The sequence below is a fragment of the Stenotrophobium rhamnosiphilum genome (assembly GCF_003052265.1).
In the GTDB taxonomy this organism is placed as follows: Bacteria; Pseudomonadota; Gammaproteobacteria; order Nevskiales; family Nevskiaceae; genus Stenotrophobium; species Stenotrophobium rhamnosiphilum.
This window is the reverse complement of the sequence record NZ_QANS01000006.1, coordinates 146473-160827: the sequence shown is the minus strand read 5'-3', so window position 1 is coordinate 160827 and position 14355 is coordinate 146473. Positions and strand designations below refer to the sequence as shown.

At 55.2% G+C, this 14355-nt stretch carries 15 protein-coding genes; 13 read left to right on the top strand and 2 right to left on the bottom strand.

Annotated features, from left to right (window positions below; genetic code table 11):
• Nucleotides 1-3: 3 nt before the first annotated feature.
• From CJD38_RS15600 to CJD38_RS15590, 3 genes are read left to right on the top strand one after another with little or no spacing between them, the layout of a single operon-like run.
• On the top strand, nt 4-1107 hold the full coding sequence (locus CJD38_RS15600) for an alkene reductase (RefSeq protein WP_107941305.1): 1104 nt from the start codon (nt 4-6) through the stop codon (nt 1105-1107).
• The gene (locus CJD38_RS15595) at nt 1104-1514 is read left to right on the top strand and encodes a gamma-butyrobetaine hydroxylase family protein (RefSeq protein ID WP_107941304.1); all 411 of its coding nucleotides are present in this window, start codon (nt 1104-1106) and stop codon (nt 1512-1514) included. Before CJD38_RS15600 ends, CJD38_RS15595 begins: the two co-directional genes overlap by 4 nt.
• Nucleotides 1515-1528: 14 nt before the next feature.
• Nucleotides 1529-1897, top strand: a complete 369-nt coding sequence (locus tag CJD38_RS15590) for a hypothetical protein (RefSeq protein ID WP_107941303.1) — start codon at nt 1529-1531, stop codon at nt 1895-1897.
• Between the two features lie 13 nt (nt 1898-1910).
• On the opposite strand, the gene CJD38_RS15585 is transcribed toward CJD38_RS15590, so the two are convergent.
• Both CJD38_RS15585 and CJD38_RS15580 read right to left on the bottom strand, forming a co-directional pair.
• The gene (locus CJD38_RS15585) at nt 1911-3152 is read right to left on the bottom strand and encodes an MFS transporter (RefSeq protein WP_206363031.1); all 1242 of its coding nucleotides are present in this window, start codon (nt 3150-3152) and stop codon (nt 1911-1913) included.
• 59 nt (nt 3153-3211) lie between these two features.
• A complete protein-coding gene (locus CJD38_RS15580; protein ID WP_107941302.1) occupies nt 3212-3586 on the bottom strand; it encodes an EF-hand domain-containing protein in 375 nt (124 codons plus the stop codon).
• 85 nt (nt 3587-3671) lie between these two features.
• On the opposite strand from CJD38_RS15580, the gene ubiE reads away from it, so the two are divergent.
• The 10 genes from ubiE (at nt 3672) to CJD38_RS15530 (ending at nt 13938) form a co-directional block, all read left to right on the top strand.
• Nucleotides 3672-4427: a bifunctional demethylmenaquinone methyltransferase/2-methoxy-6-polyprenyl-1,4-benzoquinol methylase UbiE gene (ubiE, locus tag CJD38_RS15575; protein ID WP_107941301.1), complete on the top strand. Its 756-nt coding sequence runs from the start codon at nt 3672-3674 to the stop codon at nt 4425-4427.
• Nucleotides 4424-5032 (top strand): ubiquinone biosynthesis accessory factor UbiJ, encoded by a 609-nt coding sequence (locus tag CJD38_RS15570; RefSeq protein ID WP_161554265.1) that lies wholly within the window; start codon nt 4424-4426, stop codon nt 5030-5032. Before ubiE ends, CJD38_RS15570 begins: the two co-directional genes overlap by 4 nt.
• Nucleotides 5029-6672, top strand: coding sequence for a ubiquinone biosynthesis regulatory protein kinase UbiB (gene ubiB / locus CJD38_RS15565; RefSeq protein WP_107941299.1), 1644 nt, complete (start codon nt 5029-5031; stop codon nt 6670-6672). The genes CJD38_RS15570 and ubiB overlap by 4 nt, the downstream gene beginning before the upstream one ends.
• A gap of 113 nt (nt 6673-6785) precedes the next feature.
• Nucleotides 6786-7253 (top strand): DUF2834 domain-containing protein, encoded by a 468-nt coding sequence (locus CJD38_RS15560; protein WP_107941298.1) that lies wholly within the window; start codon nt 6786-6788, stop codon nt 7251-7253.
• A gap of 88 nt (nt 7254-7341) precedes the next feature.
• Nucleotides 7342-8085 (top strand): TetR family transcriptional regulator, encoded by a 744-nt coding sequence (locus CJD38_RS15555; RefSeq protein ID WP_107941297.1) that lies wholly within the window; start codon nt 7342-7344, stop codon nt 8083-8085.
• 26 nt (nt 8086-8111) lie between these two features.
• A complete protein-coding gene (locus CJD38_RS15550) occupies nt 8112-9386 on the top strand; it encodes a cytochrome P450 (RefSeq protein WP_107941296.1) in 1275 nt (424 codons plus the stop codon).
• Nucleotides 9387-9602: 216 nt separating this feature from the next.
• The gene (locus CJD38_RS15545) at nt 9603-9767 is read left to right on the top strand and encodes a rubredoxin (protein WP_107941349.1); all 165 of its coding nucleotides are present in this window, start codon (nt 9603-9605) and stop codon (nt 9765-9767) included.
• Nucleotides 9768-10086: 319 nt separating this feature from the next.
• Nucleotides 10087-11451: a DUF1329 domain-containing protein gene (locus CJD38_RS15540; protein WP_107941295.1), complete on the top strand. Its 1365-nt coding sequence runs from the start codon at nt 10087-10089 to the stop codon at nt 11449-11451.
• A gap of 108 nt (nt 11452-11559) precedes the next feature.
• Nucleotides 11560-12426: an SDR family NAD(P)-dependent oxidoreductase gene (locus CJD38_RS15535; protein ID WP_107941294.1), complete on the top strand. Its 867-nt coding sequence runs from the start codon at nt 11560-11562 to the stop codon at nt 12424-12426.
• Nucleotides 12427-12438: 12 nt separating this feature from the next.
• Nucleotides 12439-13938 (top strand): aldehyde dehydrogenase family protein, encoded by a 1500-nt coding sequence (locus CJD38_RS15530; protein WP_240783663.1) that lies wholly within the window; start codon nt 12439-12441, stop codon nt 13936-13938.
• Nucleotides 13939-14355 lie beyond the last annotated feature (417 nt).

Below are 14355 nucleotides of genomic sequence, written 5' to 3'. Positions count from 1 at the left end.
GTCATGGCAGAAGGAACTCACACCGCGGCGATATTCACGCCGGTCAAAGTTGGCGCAATTGAATGCGCCAACCGCGTTTTCATGGCGCCGTTGACGCGCTGCCGTTCGATTCCCGGCACCGACGCGCCACAAGCGCTCAACGCTGAGTACTACGCACAGCGTGCGAGCGCTGGCTTGATCGTCAGCGAAGCCACCCATATTTCTCCGCAAGGAAAAGGCTATATGGGCGCGCCCGGCATCTATAGCAAGGCGCAGGAAGAAGGCTGGAAGCTGGTAACCAATGCCGTGCATGCCGCGGGCGGAAAGATCGTTGCGCAGCTTTGGCACGTGGGCCGTATTTCGCATCCTGATTTACAGATCGACGGCGCGTTGCCTGTTGCACCTTCTGCAATCAATGCTGGCCTCAACGTCACCACGCAAAACGGCAAGCAGGTGCAAGTGACGCCGCGCGCATTGGAGACGAGTGAGATCCCCGGCATCGTCGCTGATTATCGTCATGCTGCGCAGACCGCCAAGAACGCTGGTTTTGATGGCGTGGAAATTCACGGCGCCAACGGATATCTGCTCGAACAGTTCATGCGCGATTCCACCAATCTGCGCACCGATGAATACGGCGGCAGCATCGCCAACCGTATTCGTTTCACGCTGGAAGCCGTTGATGCGGCCATCGAAGTATTCGGCGCTGATCGCGTCGGCATTCGTCTCTCGCCGATCACGCTCTCAAATAATTGCCCACTCGATTCCAACACCGAAGCGGTTTACGGAACGCTCGTTGATGAACTAGCCAAACGCAAAATCGCGTTCATTCATTTTGTTGAAGGCAATACACAGATTGAGCATTCGCTGGTCGGTTTCGACTTTGCTGGCGCACGCAAACGTTTTGGCGGCGCTTACATCGCTAACAACGGCTACACGCGCGAAGATGCGTTGACGAAGATTGAGAGTGGCGACGCAGATGCAGTCGCCTTCGGTCGCGCCTTCCTCGCCAACCCTGACTTGCCAAAGCGCTTTGCGCTCAACGCGCCGTTGAATGCAGTGAACTTCAAGACGATCTACAAGCCAGATGGTGAGGGCTACACCGACTACCCGACACTCGCCAGCGAATGAAATCGCCAGCGCCCAATCTGATCAAGTTGCATCGCAGTAGCCGTGTGCTGGAGATTGGCTACGCTGACGGCCGTCGTTATCAATTGCCTTGCGAATATCTGCGGGTGTTTTCACCTAGCGCGGAGTTGCAGGGTCACGGCTTGATTGAGCCGATGTTGGTTGGTGGCAAGCGCACGGTGAATGTCAGTGCGATTGATCCGGTTGGGCAGTACGCGGTGCGTCTGCGTTTTGACGATGGACACGACACCGGCTTGTACTCCTGGGACGTGTTTGAGCGTCTTGGTGAAGATCAGGAAAAAAACTGGGCGCGTTATTTGGCGCGCCTTGATGAAGTCGGCATGTCGCGCGACCTCAGTATCACCAAGCTGGCTGCACTGCCGAAGAAATACACGCCGCTGCTTAAATAAATGAAACCAAGGCCATGGGCGAAACTATTTTTGTTGAAGTGAAGTTCTGGCTCTTGGTGATTTTTTCACTGCTGGCGCCAATTTTGATTTATGTCGGCTTGTTGAAAAAACGCGCTATCTCGCGTCCCACAGTTTTATTTTTTGGTTTGTTGCTAGTCGCGCTTGCCGGCATCGATGTTTATCTGATGAAGAGTCTGGAAACGCTGGCCAGATTGAGCGCCTCACTCGCTGACGATGCCATCTTCGTTTCAGAAGTGTCGGTTGCGCTTTATGTCTTTCCGATCGTGCTGGGCGGCGTCGGTGTCAATTTGATTTCGCATGTGCTGATCACGCATCTGCTCAGAGCCGAGCGTCAGTTCGACACGGAAAATCCGCGGTCTTAAATTCAGCAGGGCATTACGCCAATGCTGCGCGCTGCGGAACCCGTGCTTCACGAATCGGCAGACACAGCAACGCAGCGACTGCTGCGAGCACGATGTCGGCGTACCACATCCAGTGATAATCGCCGAAGCGTGAAATGGTAATGCCACCCAGCCATGCGCCGAAGAAACCGCCGATCTGATGCGACAGCAGCGTTAAGCCAAACAAGGTGCCGAGGTAGCGCGTGCCGAATAATTTTGCGACCAGACCAGCCGTTGGCGGTACGGTCGCCAGCCAGCTAAATCCCAAACCTGCTGCGAATAGATAGAACGTGAGCGCCGTGCGAGGCGAGATCAAATACAGGCCGATGATGACAACGCGGCTGGCGTACATCGCGCCAAGTACGTATTTCATTCGATAGCGATTGCCGAGCGCGCCCGCGGTCAGGCTGCCTGCGATGTTGAACAGCCCAATCAATGCCAATGATGTTGCTGAAACACTCGCGGGCAAACTACACAGCGCAACTTCGCCGGGCAGGTGCGTCACCAAAAATGCGATGTGAAAACCGCAGGTGAAAAAGCCGAGATGCAAAAGGATGTAGCTGCGATTGCGCATTGCTTCGCGTAATTGTTCGCGCAGTGTTTTTTCGCTATCACTGGTTGGCGTGACAGGACTGGCGACCGCCACAGCCGTCGGAGCGATCGGCTTGCGTCGCAAGCCTGCAATCAAGGGCAAGGTCAGTAGGCTAGATGCCGCCAATGTCAGCATCGCTGCAATCCAGCCAAAGCTGTGGATCAGCGCTTGCGCAAGTGGGGCGAAAACAAACTGTCCTGCGGAGCCGCCTGCATTGATAAAGCCGCTGGCAAAAGAGCGCCGCTCCGGCGGCAGTTGGCTCGCTGTGGCGCCAATCAAAATCGAGAAGCTGCCTGCACCTGCGCCTGCGGCGGAAAGTAGCCCTAACGTTGCGAGCAAAGACCATTGCGAGTCTGCGAATGGCGTTAGCGCCAGGCCCGCGGCCAGCAAGAAGGTGCCGAATACGAGCACAGGACCGGCGCCGTGTTTATCCGCAATTGCACCAAAGATTGGCTGCACCGCGCCCCAAACAAACTGGCCAATCGCCAATGCGAAACTGATGGAGACGATGCCAAGCCCGGTGGCCTCGTTAATCGGCGCGATGAACAGCCCCATCGACTGTCGGGCACCCATCGTGATCATCAAGATGGCGGCTGCAGACAGCATGAGCAGCCAAGCGGCGCGATTCTGCGATGGGTTGTTCATGAAAACTCCCTTGGGGCTGTGGCTATTGTGTCTTGCCACTACCTCGTAAGGCGAGTGTTTTAGCGTCGGCCTCGATGCATGCGTTGCTGCTCGGCGGCGTCTTCTTTTCCAAGGCGGACCCACTGCAAATAGGACTTGAGTTCCGCGTAGTTCACGAAGCCGTTGTGATCGGTATCGATCTCGTCGAAATGCTCGGCGTACTGCGGTAGGCCGGCGCTCATCTCTTCACGGGTAAGTTGCTCGTCTCCATTGCTGTCGGCCTTCTTGAAAACGGCAAGCAGGCTGCCTGCTACCGCCAAAGGGTCGGCATGGTGTGGCGCGCCAGCGCAGGCCGTCATTGCCAGCAGGCCAGCAAAGAGGGAAGCGGTGCCGATGCAGCGCATGGCGGTCATAAGGTCCGGAGGGGATGGCAAGGCGGGCTTGCCTTGAGCCATAGACTACCGCGCCAGCCCATTGGTTCGCACCGGCCGTTTATTGCCCGCAGGCCTTACAATGTGCGGTATCAGCAGGAAGGCTCCCATGTCGCGCGATAACAAATCTGGTTACACCCATTTCGGCTTCGAAGAAGTCCCCGTCAGCGACAAGCAGAAGCGCGTCGCCGGAGTCTTCACCTCGGTCGCCGCCAAATACGATGTGATGAACGACGTCATGTCGATGGGCATTCATCGCATCTGGAAACGCTTTGCGATCGATCTGGCCGCTGTGCGTCCCGGCGAGAAAGTGCTCGACGTTGCGGGCGGCACCGGCGACCTCGCACGCGAGTTCAGCAAAGCCGCAGGCCCGAAAGGCTTGGTGGTGCTGTCCGACATCAACGCCGCCATGCTCGGCGAAGGTCGTTCGCGTTTGGCCGACAAGGGCATCGTCAATGTGCCGGTGACTCAACTCAATGCTGAGAAAGTACCGTTCCCTGATGACACCTTCGATCTCATCACGATTGGTTTTGGTCTGCGTAACGTCACCGACAAAGATGCCGCGCTGCGTTCGATGACGCATTGCCTCAAGCCCGGTGGTCGTTTGCTGGTGCTGGAATTCTCCAAGCCACTCAGCGCGCCGTTGGCAAAACTCTATGATCAATATTCCTTCAAGTTTCTGCCGCTGATGGGCAAGCTTGTCGCTAACGATGCGGACTCGTATCGCTACCTCGCAGAATCCATTCGCATGCACCCTGATCAGCAAACGCTGAAGGGCATGATGGAAGGCGCGGGCTTATCGCGTGTGCAGGTTTATAACCTCACGGGTGGCATCGTCGCTGTGCATCGCGGATTCAAACTGTGAGTGCACCTGCGCTGCTTTGCGCCACGCTTGAAGTGGCGCTGAATCGTTATCTCTCGCTAGAGCCTGAAGTGCTCGCAGAATGCGGCGCTCTCTCTGGTCGCAGTATCGCGTTGCGTGCACTCGGCATGGGTTGGACTTTCCATATCGAATTCCACGGTGGCGGTGTGCGCGTGTTGTCAGATATCGAAACCGAAGCAGACGTCACGGTCAGTGGCCAACCGACAACCTTGCTGCGCCTTGCTTGGAAAACCGCTGGTGGTGCAGGCGGCATTCCTTCGGGCATTGATGTGGATGGCGATGCCGAACTGCTGGTGCGCTTTAACAAGCTGCTCGCAAAAGTAGGTTTTGATCCAGAAGAACTGTTGGCCAAATTCTTTGGTGGCAGCGCAGCACATCGCCTCCATCAAGGCCTGCAAAAATTTATGGGCTGGGGGCGTAACACCGCCAGCACGTTGAGCTTGGACACGGCGGAATATCTGCGCGAAGAAACGCGCGATCTCGCACGCGGGAGCGACGCAGCAGAATGGATGGACAACGTCGATCTTCTGCGTGAACGCGTTGATCGTTTTGAAGCGCGCATCGACAAGTTGGAGCAGGGTTCATGAGCGCAGATTCGAAGCTCTCGATTGGGCGCATGCGCCGCGTCTGGCAAATTCATCGCACCGTTCGCAAATACGGCCTGATGGAATTCTTCGGCCGTGAGCCGGGCAAACATGATCGCCCGCGTGGCGAGCGTTTGCGTTTGGCGCTGACGGAACTTGGCCCGGTATTCGTAAAACTCGGTCAGGCGCTATCAACGCGTCCGGATGTTATTCCTGCCGACATCGCGAACGAGCTGGCCAAGCTGCAAGATCAAGTGCCGCCGTTCCCCGGCGAAGAAGCACGCGTGATCATCGAGCAATCGCTCGGCAAGCCGATCAGCGAAATGTTTGAAGAGTTCGAGACGGTGCCGATGGCGTCGGCCTCTGTTGCTCAAGTTCACGCTGCGCGCCTGAAGCCGCAAGGCCCTAACGATCCGGGCCTCGCAGTTGTCGTCAAAGTTCTGCGCCCCGGCATTGAGCATGTAATCCGCAGCGACATGCAGTTGTTGCACACGCTTGCTGATCTCGCTGAAAAATTCTCGGAAGACGCACGCCGCATTCGCCCGCGTGCGATTGTTGCCGAGTACGAAAAAGTTATTTTCGACGAACTCGATTTGATGCGCGAAGGCGCGAATGCTTCGTTGCTGCGTCGTAACTGGCTCGGTTCTGAGCTGATCTATCACCCGGTTGTGTTGTGGGATTACACGCGCCCCAACGTGATGGTGATGGAGCGTATCTACGGCATTTCTATTCGTGAACTCGATCGCCTGCGCGCGATGGGTGTGGATTTCAAAGTGCTGGCTGAACGCGGCGTTGAAATTTTCTTCAAGCAAACTTTCCGTGATAATTTTTTCCACGCGGATATGCATCCCGGCAACATCTTTGTTGACGCAACCGATGTGAAGAAGCCGAGTTATCTGGCTGTCGACTTCGGCATCGTCGGCATGCTCACGCCGAGCGATCAGCGTTATCTCGCAGAAAACTTCCTCGCCTTCTTCAATCGCGACTATCGCCGCGTTGCAGAGCTGCACGTCGAGAGTGAGTGGTTGCCAGAAGGCACTCGCGTTGAAGAATTCGAAGCAGCGATCCGCACGATTTGCGAGCCGATCTTCCAGCGTCCGCTCAAAGATATTTCTTTTGGCTTCTTCCTGCTGCGCCTGTTCCAGGTCGCGCGCCGCTTCAATTACCAAGTGCAGCCGCAGTTGGTCTTGTTGCAAAAAACGCTACTCAATATTGAAGGCCTTGGCCGTCAGCTTTATGACGAACTTGATCTGTGGAAAACCGCCAAGCCAATCATGGAAGAGTGGATGCGCAATCGTCTTGGACCTGCTGCGATGCTTGAAAAAGCGCGCGCTGGATTCCCTGCACTCGCAGACACATTGCCGCAACTCGCGCATCACGCACTGCGTCAGATTGAGCGTGGCAATGGTTTGGGCGGTGGTAGCAATCGCCGCATGCTGCTCGATCTGCAAGAAGAAGTACGCCGCGCGAATCGACGCAGCATCTACGCCGTCGCCGGTGGTGCCTGTGTGATCAGCGCGACGCTGATGTTTGGGCTCGATGGTTATCGCCCAGTGCTCGCCGCGGGCATTCCGCTGTGGTCTTGGTTCTTCGGTTTAGTGGGCGTGAGTTTTTGGATTAGGGCGTTTCGTAATCGCGACTGATCGCGCACAGGCTCCCTCGTTCAAAGACGCTTATCATCGGTAAGCAGCGATTAGAAACGCATAGACGTTTCACCGCTGCTTGATGTGTCAAACCATAACAAGGGGGAGTCAGCATGCCGTTCACAGGTTTAGAACTGTTTTACATGGCCATTGGCCTGCTCAGCGTCGCACTCATTTACGTCTGCAATGCGCATTTGTATCGCAGCGCCGGAGCTAGTGTTGGCACCAGTGGGCTCGAAGTAATTTATTACGTCATCGCGCTCGCAGCCTTGGTGATTGGCTGGTATTTCAACTTCGCCTATTTCCGTGAGTACGCCGCAGAAATCGGCTGGTGGCATTGGACCAAGCTGCTGTTCGTGAATCCGGCCTCCGCTTCTGGCGGTCAGGACCTGATCATCGCCAATCTGATTCTGTTCCCGATGTGGACGATTATCGAAGGCCGCCGCAGTGGCCTGCGCCACTCATGGATGTATTTCGTGATGAGCCTGTTGACCAGCTATGCCTTTGGCATTGCGCTGTTCTTGGCCATGCATGACCGTCAGCTGCGTTGGAACAAGGCGAATTCGGGTGCAATTTCATAGGGCTATTGCCGGGCTCGTCTGACTGGAGTAAGAGTTACGAGAATGGTTTTGCAAAACTCTAATCAGCAGTCTTTACGATGAGGCCGTCATGAGCGCAGACGCAAATAACGCAGCCGCCGGACCCGCAAAAGCGGGCGCGTCGCGCGTGGGGCGTCCACCGAGTGTGACGGTGCAAGCGATTGTCGCCGCGGCGCTGGAAATCGGCCTCGAAAAAGTCACGCTCAAACAAATTGCGGATCAACTCGGTGTGGCGCAGGCCACGCTTTATCGCCATGTGAATAATCGCGATGAGTTGCTGCGACTCGCGGCTTTTCAACTCACGCTTCAACGGCAACTGCCCACCGCTGCTAACGCGCATTGGTCTGATCTTGCTGTGCGTTATGCCGAGAGTTTGTACGCAGCGTTTGTCTCAGAGCCGCAGCTGATCAATCAACTGCTGAAAGGCGAGCTCGGCCCGCATGCAGAAGTGGATGTGCTGGAGCCATTTCTCAGCGCTATTTGTCAGCATGGATTTAGCGAGCTGGAAGGTGTGCAGCTGTTTCACACCATCGGCATGATCAGCATCGGCGCGGCCGCCGGTGCGATTGGTCTCAAAGCTAGCAAGGCCGCAGGCAAGCCTTGGAGTGAATCTATGCGTCGCACACTCGCAGAGCGTGATGAAGCCGAGCTGACACAAATTCGCCGCGTGCTACCGGCAACGCTCAATATTGATCCGATTCCTTGGTTGCCTTCGCTGTACGCATTGCTCACCGGCATTGCGGCCGCGCGCGGCGAACAACTGCCTGCGCGAACTGCGCACGTAAAGTTATTGAACAACCGCGCTGCTGTTTAAGACGCGATCAAGCGAAGGAGACGCACATGAGCACAGCATCCGCAGTTGCCGGTCGTGTCGAGATCAATGGGCTGGTCTTTAATCCGTATTCAAAAGATTTCATTCGCGATCCTGATCCGGCGTGGCAAACGCTGATGCGCGATTACCCCATCGCTTGGCATAAAGATTTGCAGATGTGGTTGGTCAACACGCACGAGCTTTGCGACAAAGTGCTGAAGGACAATCGCTTCACGCCCAACTTCCGCGCTTGGGAGTTTGCACCGCCGTCGAAGGCAGAGGCGGATAAAAACGACTTTGATCTTTCTTTCGAGAAAGGTTTTTTTGCCGTCACTAACAAAGAGCATTTGCGTCTGCGCAAGCTCACGATGCCTGCATTTGCCAGGCCGGTGATGATGAAGATCGACGCCAAGATTCATGACCTCGTCGAGAATTGCTTTAACGATATTGGCAACGTGCAAGAGTTTGATGTTTACGAAGCGCTCGCCAGCAAAATTCCCGTGCGCTCGATTGCGCGCATGGTTGGAGTGCCGACGGACAAAGAAGACTTCTTTCACGACTTTGCCGTCAACATCATCAAAGCGACGCGTATCAATTTATCGGCCAAAGAGCGTGAAGCCTCCGTGCAAGGAACGCTGCCCGGCTTTGCGTATTTCAAAGACCTGATTCATGAGCGCCGTGCACGCGAGAATCCGGGCGAAGATTTTCTGGGCAGTTTGGTTGGCGCTAACGACAACGGCGAGAAGCTCGACGATCACGAAATTCTTTCAGTGTTGTTTGCACTGATCACCGCAGGCTCAGATACCGCCACCGATCTGCACACCTTCTTGATTCACGGCTTGCTGACCAATCCAGATCAATTTGAATTGCTCAAGCAAAAACCAGAGTTGATGGAAAACGCGCTGATCGAATTGTTGCGCTATGGCTCGTTCGGCAAGATGCCTTTCTTCCGTTTTGCGACGGACGACACCGAGTTCGAAGGTCAATTCATCAAGAAAGGCCAAGCGATCGGCGTCAACATCAGCGCCGCGTGGCATGACCCGGTGAAATGGCCAGAGCCCACCAAGCTCGACATCACGCGCCGCATGGACGGCAACCTCGTGTTTGGCGCGGGCGCGCATTTCTGCATCGGCACGTATCTGGTGCGCGTGCAGGGCATGCTCATGCTCAAAGAATTTATTAAACGATTTCCTAATGCCGAATTGGTTAACGGCACTGGAGATATCGATTACGAATACACCCACCACAACGCGCGGCGCATTAATAAGTTGCGCGTGAAGACGAATGTGAAAGCTGCGCATTAATGTAGGAGCGCCTCTTAGGCGCGATGGAGCTATCGCGCCTAAAAGGCGCTCCTACAAAAGCATAAGCAGCCGTATAGAAGTTTGAAGTGCTGTGTCAAAGGAATGATGCAGCAATAGTTCCGCATCAACACGAGCTTCGGTTCGTGGCGGAGCCAAAGGCCTGCCATGGATGGCGGGCCGGAGGCTTTAAATTACCTAGATAGGGAAAGTAGAACAATGCAAAAGTGGATCTGCGTTATCTGTGGCTACATCTATGACGAAGCTGTTGGCATCCCAGCGGCAGGGATTGCGGCGGGGACTACCTTTGCGGACCTGCCTGAAGAATGGACCTGCCCAGAGTGCGGTTCGCCTAAGGAGTCCTTTGAGGTTTACGCTGAGTAAAGTATTTGGATTAAGCGGTAGCACAGGGAACGACGGCGGCTTTTCTGAGGTCAATGTTTGGGGAAAGAACCCCATTCTTGGTCCGCGGAGGCGCCGTATTTCCTGTACATATAATCGGTTTGGACGAGGCACCGGGCTCCCTCTGCTTTACCATGGAGTGCTGCCGTTTTCGGCCCGGTTTGCTGTGCAACAAATCTGGGCTTCGCTATCGTGCGAAAGCGGTTGGCGGGAAAGCCATGGGAAGACTTACGAGTCTTCCCGAATAAAGGTCCGTTTGAGACCAGAAACAACGAACGTCCGATGTCGTGAGGAGATCGCAATGAAGCTCAAGGTTGTTCTAGCGTCATGTTTATTTGTTGGTGCGCTGCCTTTCTCTGTTCAGGCTAAAGCGCCTGCGGATAAGGTTGCTGAATTAGGCGGCCCCAAGTACACCTGCATTGGCGCAGAAAAAGCAGGCACTGCATCAGGCGTGGCTGAGTACACCGGCAAGTGGCTGGAATCCTGGCCTGGCATGAAGGGCAAGTCTGGCTTCGAGCCCGGCCCTTACGCCGATGAAAAGCCAATTCTTAAAATCACTTCCGCCAATGCTGCGCAGTACGCTGCGAAGCTGACCGATGGCCAGAAGGCCATGCTGAAGAAGTATCCCACCACGTTCTACATGAACGTCTATCCTAGCCGCCGCGATTTCCGCGTGCCGGATTGGGTTTGCGGTGTTGTTAAAAAGAACGGCGCAGAATCCGAAGTTGTACATGACGGACTCGGCGTTACTGGCACCACCGGCGGCATTCCATTCCCATTCCCGACGACCGGTCTGGAAGCGATCTGGAACGCAATTGATCCTTATCGCGCATGGAACGAAAACGGCGTTGTTGATATCGCCGACGTTTACGCCAGCGGCAACATCGCTTGGGGCAAACAGCACTTCATGACGATGGCATTGGCTAACGATCCGAAAAAACGCGGCTCGTATCAGGACAAGATCAACGCTTACTTCTACACCGCCTACTATCTGCCAGAGCGCGATAAGGGCTTCGTAGCTGTTGGTTTCCAGCCTAACGATTTCACCAAAGACTCCACGCAGTCTTGGCAGTATCAGCCGGGCATCCGTCGCGTACGTCAGGCGCCAGAAGTTGGCTTTGACTACCCGGTTCCACCAGCAGGTCTGCGTACGGTGGATGACGACTACGGCTTCAACGGTTCGCCAGAGCGTTACACCTGGAAGCTGGTCGGCAAGAAAGAACTCTATGTTCCGTACAACAACTTCAAGGTCAACGATCCTGCAGTTAAGTACAAAGATCTGATCAAGCCAAACAACGTTAACCCTGACTACCTGCGTTATGAAATGCATCGCGTCTGGGTGTTGGAAGGCACGCTCAAGTCTGGCGTTCGCCACATCTACAAGAAGCGCACGCTGTACATCGACGAAGACACCTGGCTCACGCTGGCTGCTGACAACTACGACGCACGTGGTCAGCTGTGGCGCACGACCACGATCACCTATCACTACTCGCAGCAGTCGCTGTCGTATCACCGCGGCGCGTCGATCTATAACGATCTGACTGCCAACGCATACGAAGCTGGCTACCTGACCAACGAGGCTGGCAACAAGTGGTGGGATCTGAACAGCACGAAAATTACTCCGGCTCTGTTCAGCCCGGATGCAGCGGCACGCGGCGGTCACTAATCCGCGCTGCATTGTTTGAATGATGTCTCCGTGCCCGGCTTATGCCGGGCACGTAGTTTATGAAACCAGAGTCGACACAGACTCAGAAAAATACATGGGGAATTTGCAATGAAAACGGCATTCATCACCGGCGCCAATGTTGGCCAAGCCAACCTGTTGGTTAAGTCGCTGTCATCGCAGGGCTGGCGCGTATTCGCTGGCGTGCTGCCTGGCGCGCCGACTGATCTGAAGACCGGCGGCAACGTTGTGGTCGTTGATCAAGACGTTTCGAACACCGAGTCCGTCAACAAGAGCGCAGAAGTTGTGGCGCAGGCGCTCAACGGTGGCGGCATTGATCTGTTGATGAACGTTGCTGGTGTTGCCAACATTGCTGTCGGCGTTCTTGAAGGCGCCAACCTCGCACAGGCCGAGCGTCTGTTCCAGATCAATCTGTTTGGTCAGTTGCGCGTGATTCAGGCTTTCTTGCCGATGGTTCGCAAAGCAGGCGCAGGCGCACGTATTGCCAACTACAGCTCGGGCGCGATTCTCGCCAACCCAGTCGGCGCTGGCGTCTACAACATGACCAAGCACGCGATTCACGGCATGACGCTGACGCTGCGTCACGAACTGGGTCCTTTGGGCATTCAGGTTACTTCGATCATTCCTGGTGGCGTGCTCACCGCGATGTCGGCTAACGCGCATGAGAACACTAAAAAAACCTGGGGCGAACAGCCTGAGGCGGTACGCAAGATTTATGAGCCGTTCCTTGGCGACGTGATGATGAAAGTGTTGCCCGACATGCTGGAAAAAACTGGCAGCACGCCAGAACAAGCACTCGAAGGCACGCTGGAAATTCTTGCCAAGAAAAAGTGGAAGCCGATGGAATACCTCGGCAAAGACGTGAAGCCCATGGGCCTGATGCGCCGCTTGTTGTCCGACAGCCAGCTGGAAAGCATGATCCGCATGACCTTTAAAATCCCCAAGTACAAAGCCTAAGGATCCATGAACATGAATGCCGTCCTCAAGGAAGCAAATATCTATGGCGAGTTGTTTGATCGCCAGAAAATCAAATCGCATGAACTTGCGCTGACCACTGCCGCGCAGCGCGCCGACAAAATTCGCGCCTTGCTGAAGGCGATTATGGATGCGCGTCCGGCGATTCTCGAAGCCGGTTACAAAGAACTGCGCCTCAACCCGACCGACCTCGACGCACAGCTGTTGATGGTCAAGGGCGAAGCTGAGTTCATCGCACGTCATCTCGAATCATGGATGGCTGATCAGCCGATCCAGGGAACGCTGATGACGCTCGGCAAGAAGAGCTACGTTCGCTACGAACCCAAAGGCATGGTGCTGCACGTTTCAACGTGGAATGCGCCAATTGCTGAAGCCTTCGTGTTGGCCTTCGGCGCCATGGCGGCCGGTTGCACTTTCGTGCTCAAGCCTTCGGAACTCGCGCCGCATTCGGCACAGGTGATTGCCGACATCGTCGAAAAAGTTTTGAAGGATGACGAATTTGTTGTGCTCAACGGCGGCGCCGAAGTTTCGGCCGAACTGCTGAAGCTGCCGTTCAATCACATCTTCTATGTCGGCGGTCATGGTGTTGGCCGCATCATCATGCGCGCTGCTGCGGAACACTTCGCAACGGTAACGCTGGAGATGGGCGGCAAGAATCCAGTCATCGTTGATCAGACTGCGGATATCGCCGAAGCCGGTCGCAAGATCGCTTGGGGCCGTGTCGCCAACGCCGGTCAGGTTTGTCTCGCACCGGATTACGCACTGGTGCACGACAGCGTCGTCAAAGAGTTCATCAGCGAACTCGGCAAGTCGATGACGTCGATGTACAACCCGGACGGCAAGGGCTACAACAAATCGGCCGACGTTCCACGCATCGTCAACATCCGTCACTTCGAGCGCATCAAAGCGCTGTTCGATGACGCAGTCGCCAAGGGCGCCAAGCTTGAGCATGGTGGTGAGTTTGATGCAGCAGATCTGTTCATCTCGCCGACGATTCTCAGCGGCGTGACCGAAGACATGCGTATCATGACCGAGGAAATTTTTGGGCCAATCATTTGCATCGTGCCTTTCAGCCAGCGCGAGCAGGCGATCACCACGATCCGTCGTCGTCCGAAGCCACTGGGCTCGTACATCTTCGCAAAAGATCGCGCAGCGATTGATTTCTTCCTCGCACGCACCACCTCAGGCAGCACGGTTGTGAATCACAACTTGGTTCAGTCGGGCACCAACGCGCACTTCCCGTTTGGCGGCGTTAACGCCAGTGGTATCGGCCGCATCGGTGGTCGTTACACCTTCTTGGAATGTTCGAACACGCGTGGCGTCGTGGAAGATCAGTACCCGGCAGGTGATCCGAACATCATGTTCCCTCCGTACTCAGAGAAGTACAAAGGCATGATTGCGCAGATGTTGGGTAAGGAAATCAAAGTGCCTAATGGCGTGATCAATTTGATCAACGGCATTATTAAGATTACGGCTAAGCTCAAAGGCAAATAGTCGTTCTTTGGTGGAGTAAAAAGGCGCTGCACGTAATGTGCAGCGCCTTTTGTTTTTGTTTGTCATTCCCGCTCTTCTTGTCTTCCCTCTCTCCATGCTTTTTATGGGGAGAGGGATCGAGGGTGAGGGGTAAGCTTTTTACGCGCTTCGCGGGCTACTGCCTGTTCTGATTGAGATGGCGTGTTCCGCACTGTGGTGCGGGTTACTTTCTTTGCTGGTGCAAAGAAAGTAACCAAAGAAAGCACCTCAATCCACTTGTGCTGTGATGACGAATAGGCCTGATACGGCGACTAGCTAATTTTTGCATGAGAGAAAAAGTGTCGACCTCCGCATATGTGCGAATGATTGGTTCTCGGCGGCACATTCGAAAAAGCGATGTATAGGGTGCGCTGTGCGCACGCGGCGTTCGGAATTACG

What these genes read in the sequence shown, in the direction of transcription:
- CJD38_RS15600 (WP_107941305.1), top strand. Translation starts at nt 4, where the DNA reads ATGGCAGAAGGAACTCACACCGCGGCGATATTCACGCCGGTCAAAGTT.
- CJD38_RS15595 (WP_107941304.1), top strand. Translation starts at nt 1,104, where the DNA reads ATGAAATCGCCAGCGCCCAATCTGATCAAGTTGCATCGCAGTAGCCGT.
- CJD38_RS15590 (WP_107941303.1), top strand. Translation starts at nt 1,529, where the DNA reads ATGGGCGAAACTATTTTTGTTGAAGTGAAGTTCTGGCTCTTGGTGATT.
- CJD38_RS15585 (WP_206363031.1), bottom strand. Translation starts at nt 3,152, where the DNA reads ATGAACAACCCATCGCAGAATCGCGCCGCTTGGCTGCTCATGCTGTCT.
- CJD38_RS15580 (WP_107941302.1), bottom strand. Translation starts at nt 3,586, where the DNA reads ATGGCTCAAGGCAAGCCCGCCTTGCCATCCCCTCCGGACCTTATGACC.
- ubiE (WP_107941301.1), top strand. Translation starts at nt 3,672, where the DNA reads ATGTCGCGCGATAACAAATCTGGTTACACCCATTTCGGCTTCGAAGAA.
- ubiB (WP_107941299.1), top strand. Translation starts at nt 5,029, where the DNA reads ATGAGCGCAGATTCGAAGCTCTCGATTGGGCGCATGCGCCGCGTCTGG.
- CJD38_RS15560 (WP_107941298.1), top strand. Translation starts at nt 6,786, where the DNA reads ATGCCGTTCACAGGTTTAGAACTGTTTTACATGGCCATTGGCCTGCTC.
- CJD38_RS15555 (WP_107941297.1), top strand. Translation starts at nt 7,342, where the DNA reads ATGAGCGCAGACGCAAATAACGCAGCCGCCGGACCCGCAAAAGCGGGC.
- CJD38_RS15550 (WP_107941296.1), top strand. Translation starts at nt 8,112, where the DNA reads ATGAGCACAGCATCCGCAGTTGCCGGTCGTGTCGAGATCAATGGGCTG.
- CJD38_RS15545 (WP_107941349.1), top strand. Translation starts at nt 9,603, where the DNA reads ATGCAAAAGTGGATCTGCGTTATCTGTGGCTACATCTATGACGAAGCT.
- CJD38_RS15540 (WP_107941295.1), top strand. Translation starts at nt 10,087, where the DNA reads ATGAAGCTCAAGGTTGTTCTAGCGTCATGTTTATTTGTTGGTGCGCTG.
- CJD38_RS15535 (WP_107941294.1), top strand. Translation starts at nt 11,560, where the DNA reads ATGAAAACGGCATTCATCACCGGCGCCAATGTTGGCCAAGCCAACCTG.
- CJD38_RS15530 (WP_240783663.1), top strand. Translation starts at nt 12,439, where the DNA reads ATGAATGCCGTCCTCAAGGAAGCAAATATCTATGGCGAGTTGTTTGAT.